The organism is Paracidovorax cattleyae (assembly GCF_900104515.1).
Lineage (GTDB): Bacteria > Pseudomonadota > Gammaproteobacteria > Burkholderiales > Burkholderiaceae_C > Paracidovorax > Paracidovorax cattleyae.
Genome location: NZ_FNJL01000075.1, coordinates 1 through 4,934 on the forward strand (window position 1 = coordinate 1; position 4,934 = coordinate 4,934).

Annotated in this window: 5 protein-coding genes; 4 read left to right on the forward strand and 1 reads right to left on the reverse strand. The window is 54.2% G+C overall.

The genetic code is table 11. From position 1 onward, the window contains the following. Positions 1–273: transposase (locus BLR05_RS25415; protein WP_143015907.1), on the reverse strand; the 273-nt coding region annotated here is incomplete at its 3' end. Between the two features lie 284 nt (positions 274–557). Between BLR05_RS25415 and BLR05_RS25420 the strand changes: the two genes are divergently transcribed. From BLR05_RS25420 to BLR05_RS26925, 4 genes are all read left to right on the forward strand, one after another. Continuing rightward, entirely contained in the window at positions 558–947 is a 390-nt protein-coding gene (locus BLR05_RS25420) for a hypothetical protein (protein ID WP_244160191.1), read from the forward strand. 284 nt (positions 948–1,231) lie between these two features. Continuing rightward, a complete protein-coding gene (locus tag BLR05_RS26345; RefSeq protein WP_167361351.1) occupies positions 1,232–3,862 on the forward strand; it encodes a LysM peptidoglycan-binding domain-containing protein in 2,631 nt (876 codons plus the stop codon). A 1-nt stretch (position 3,863) separates the two neighbouring features. Then, complete coding sequence (locus BLR05_RS26350; RefSeq protein WP_143016044.1) at positions 3,864–4,268, forward strand: hypothetical protein; 405 nt, start codon at positions 3,864–3,866, stop codon at positions 4,266–4,268. 385 nt (positions 4,269–4,653) lie between these two features. Beyond that, a partial coding sequence (locus BLR05_RS26925; protein WP_244160192.1) for a transposase occupies positions 4,654–4,934 on the forward strand: 281 nt, incomplete at its 3' end.

A 4,934-nucleotide genomic window follows, 5' to 3' on the forward strand; every position in this document is an offset into this window, starting at 1 on the left:
CCGGATGATGGAGCGCAGGTCCGAGACCATTGCCTCGAAGCAACCCGCATCCAGCCAGCGACGGCTCTGCTGGTAGACCGCCTCCCAAGGCGGCAAATCGTTGGGCAGCATCCGCCAGGGCGCTCCCGCGCGCACCAGCCAGCGCAGGGCATTGAAGACCTCTCGCAGATCGTGTCCACGCTGAGGTGCGTGCGGGTCCATCAGGGTCAGGTATGGCGCAGCGAAGCTCCATTCTTCGTCGCTGACGTCTGTCGGGTAGGGCTTGCGGGGCATTTGCAAACTCTACCTCCCGCATCGCACTCATGAAGCAAAGTTCATAACACGCTCTAGGTGGGAAGGCCCAATTGACTATACTGTGCTAGGTGACTCTGCTTCTGTGGGGTCGGGAAAGCCATTTACTCAGGTGCAGAAGGCGAGGATCTATGAGATTAATAGGCAGGAAAACGCTGGTTTGCTTCGCTCTGACCTCGACGGAACAGTATTGGTTGCACCGAGCAAGAGTCGGAGCGGAGTTACTCCACCAAGAGTTGAGGCACAAGTGGATCATGTGATAGCTCGTGTTCCTGCTGATCCAACAATGGAGCCAGGTACTAATAGCTACGGCAATGCACAAGTCCTTTCAAGGGAACAAAATCGTTATAAATGGAATAAATAGGATGACTATTAAAGAATGGAAATTTCTTGATCAACCCAACGTTGCGGTAATAACTGATCGTAGGATAATAAATGGGCAAGCTTATATTTCGATGGTGTCTCATGATGCCGATGACGGCGCATGGCAGTTTCTCGCCAATTTACCATTCACTGAGGCTGACGCGATTTTGGTGAGTTTGCAAAGTGTGGTCCAAGTTGATTCTAGTGTGGAACAACTAGCTGAATTACCTCTTGGCTGGCGTGCTTGGCGCGACAGTAAAGATTCGCAGTGGAATATATCTAGGGTTGATTAATATAAGTGCGCACCTTTTAATAAATTATCCAGGTATCGCATTTCGGATGATTGCAGAGATACCAAAGGAGAGTCTGCAAAACCCCTGAAATTCCCATTAAGGGCCTTGTAAGCCATTGATTTAATTGGGCCCAGATTTTGAAAAATGAGGTTTTGCAGAGGTTCCCAAACGGTTATCCACTTTTCGAGCCGTATGGGAACCTCTCACAACCCTCGACCCGCTCAAAGCACCAAAGCCATCCGCGCATATTTCCGCGCCTTGAGCGAGATGTAGCAGCTGACGTGGTGGGCACGATCACGCAGCGCGACGCCAACGGCTTCGTGGTGGGCATCCGCCAGCCGAAGGCGACGGGCAGCGCGGCGCAGGCCCCGGACGGGAGCCTGGCGGCAGCACTGACGAACCAGGCGACGCAGGCCACGAGCAACGACGCGCGCTACGACCGCACGTTCGTCAACGACGCCAACGGCACGGCGGTGTTCGTGAGCCAGGGCGGGTTCAACGACAAGACCGAGGTCAACAGCAGCATCGCCAACCCGGCCTCGGGCTACCAGGGCGGGGTGACCGGCAGCGCGCTGACGCCCGGCCACGTGCAGCGCCAGCTGGTCGCCAACGGCGAAGTGCTGGCGCGCTACGGCGACGCACCCACCCAGGAGGAGAACACACCCCAGACCAACAACCCGGCATACGTGGACACGGCGGACTTCCGCCTGCAGGCCGCGCAGATCCGCCCGCGCCACAAGAGCCTGGACCCGGTGGCCTATACGGTGGTGGGCGGGGAGACGCTGAAAGACATTGCCCGCAACGTGCTGGGCGACGCGAGCCTGTGGTGGCGCATCGCGGACGCCAACAGCCTGGCGGTGTCGGGCGACGGGCAACTGACGGCAGGGCAGACGCTGACGGTGCCGAAGCTGTCGCTGAATGCGAACGGCGTGGAGACGTTCCAGCCGTACGACCCGAGCCAGGCGACGGGGAGCATGGATCCGGTGTTGCCGGTGCCGGCGAACGGGGGTGGCTGTGGGGGAGTCGGCCAGATCATCATGATCGTGGTGGCGGTGGTCGCTGCGTATTTCACGGCAGGGGCCGCCGCTGAATTGCTGGGCGCTGCATTCGCACCCGCAGCAGGCGCAGTAGGCGTAACCGTCGGCAGCACCACGCTCACTGCAACGGGGGCTTTCATCGCATCCGCGATCGGCGGGGCCGTCGGCTCGATTGCCAGCCAGGCCGTGGGCATCGCCATTGGTGCGCAGAGCGATTTCAGCTGGAAGGGTGTGGCGCTCTCGGCGCTCGGCGGGGGTATATCGTCCGGCCTGGCAGGCACCCAATTGCTCCATGGATCGGACTTCGGGGTGTCGGTGGCCCGGGCAGCGGTCGGCAATGCGTTGTCCCAGGGCATTGGTGTGGTGACCGGGCTGCAGGACCGCTTCGATTGGAGGAGTGTGGCAGCGAGCGCAGCAGGGGCTGGAGTCGCCTGGGGAATGAACAACGCACTGGGCCTCACAGATGCGAAGGGAGAGCGAATTGCCCAGCCGATCAACACTGAGATGGTTGCGAAAGCAACGTTGAGCGGATTTGCAGCTGGATTAACAACGGCGGTAGCGAGAGGTGGACGGGTTAGTGTGCAGCAGATTGCCACGGATGCTTTTGGGAATGCTATTGGGGGCGCCTTCGCCGATAAGATGAGTGCTCAAGCTCGAGAGCTGAAATACAGGGAAAGTACGGCCTTCAATGATTCAAAAGATGGTTATTTCCAAGTTCCTGAAAATATGTCGGCCTATCGAACTGAATTTGTTAAGTATCCGTCGATACAAGTCGCTGACGCTTCGGATTTGATACCTGCTGGGGATAGGACTGTAATTCAAAGTGATTCAAGTGCTCCAAATTCTGCTTGGACTGAAGGGCAGGAAAAGGCTTTGGAAGAGATCGTTATCAAAGCTAAGAGAATTGTCGGGCCGATTGGGGATGAAGTAGGTGCCACCATGGGCGCTAGCCTGCTGCTCCCAGCCAGCGTGATACACGGCGCTACGCAATTTGCATCGGATCAAGTATGGACTTCGCTGAATTTGCTGACAGGAAACGTGCTGGCAGAAAAGAACAGTTCTGCTCGGGATGCAGTCGCTCGTAATAATGCTCTAGTGCAATCACTGGTAGCCTTGCCCCAGAAAGCGTCGGCGATGGCACTCAGGGCAATGACCGGAAATTGGCGAGGAATGGAACCGTTGAACCTCGATCAGGTCAACGCTTTGAATGCCAGAGGCGATAGTTTAGGTGCCAAAGTTTTATTTGGACAGTCAGCGCTGAATGTGATTGCTGTCGGTACTGGGGTCGCGGGGATTGCTCGAAGTGGCATTTGGGCTGGCAGCAGTGCTCGCGCTGGGACCATTTTGCCGGCTTCAGAGAGTGTTGGAACGAATATTGGTGCTGCTCCTAAGATAAGCTCACAATTTGGCAATGTCGAATTCAATAGGCCTTATACTGCATCGTTAGATTCCGGTTTGCCGCCGGGGCTAAATCCCGTTCCTGAGAATAAACTTGCACTATGGGCTGACTATTTGACCAAGCGCGGAGTTAAATTGGAAATCGGAACAGATGAGGCGTATAGAGTACTTAATGAGCGAGGTGCTCAAGGTCTTTTTATGAAGGAGCTTGTTGATATTGATACTAACGCCTTTAGGCGAACAATTTATCTGCCAGAAAATCCTAATGCTTCAGTATTTTATGAAGAGGGGTTGCATGCTTTAGATTCCCTGAAGGGTAGACCTAGTCGTATGGATGTAAATGGTATTAATATTGATGCATATGAATATCGAGCCAAAAGCATCCTGTTAGATGCTTCACCTAAGCGATTCACCTACGAGGAGTTTAAAGAGTTGGGGCAGCACCTTGAGCTTGTGAAGCAAAATCGCTACGGAAATTGAAATGAAAGTTCAGCTGATTTCTTCTCGGAAAAATGGTAATTGTTACGAATTTCGTGTTATTTTTTGGAATAATTCTGAAAATTCGATGCAAATTCCGTTGCAAAAAATGCAGCGCGTAGCTAGTCGTGTGGGATTATTTATAAGTGATGGAGATTTCATCCTTGAGCCAATTGCATTTGATGTGGTTGCCTACCGGGATGCTTCCAAAATTCATACACTGCAGCCGCAATCTTCGGCGGAAATTGTGATGCTAGGCGAGTTGAGGAAAGCTGGTGTTTCGTCTCATATCCTTGTTTTTGATGGGGCTACATATAAAATTGATTTGGAGCATCCTTACGAAATTTCATTTCGAATTGATGATTTTAAATCAAATGCGATTTTGCAGGTTTTTAGTTTGGTTGCATAAAAATTGTTATGAACGGTGGCCTTAAAAGTAAAATGCAAACCTGAATCGAGAAATTGAAAAGCTTCGAGTTCATTTGCATGAATGGAGAGGGGGTGCGGTTTCCTTCAACGCATTCCATGATGAACACGACCGCCTAATCCTCAAGCTCTTGCATCCATCAGGTGCGAAGGAGCCGGTAGGACTGGCGCTGTTTTACTGCAGCTACATGGCGGGGCCAACAAGATGGTCCAATTCGGAACTTGAGCCGAGCGTGTGGCAAACCAACAATGCAGGAAATGGCTTCAACGTGCCTCGGTATAACTCGATGAAATCCATCGATAGGGAACCTCTCAAAACCCAGCCCCTCTGTCTTTGACCGAGAACGCCTGAACCCGCCATAGCCATGATCACCCCCCGCAGCGCGCTGAAGTTCGACCTGTTCGCCGAGGCCTCGCGCCAGCACAAGAGGGATGAGGTAGGCGATCCGCTGCAAGCGATCGCGCGGCACATCGACTTCGGCGAACTGGCCCGGCTGGTGGATGCGTTGATCGAACGCGGGGATGTCCGCCGGGGCGGGCGGCCCGCCTACCCCACCGAGGTGATGGTGCGCATCCTGGTCTTGAAGCGGCTGTACAACCTGTCCGATGAGCAGATGGAGTACCAGTTGCTGGACCGGGCGAGCTACCA

Bases quoted from the DNA above. Each gene is read 5' to 3' on its own strand.
- BLR05_RS26350 (WP_143016044.1), top strand. From the start codon at position 3,864: ATGAAAGTTCAGCTGATTTCTTCTCGGAAAAATGGTAATTGTTACGAA.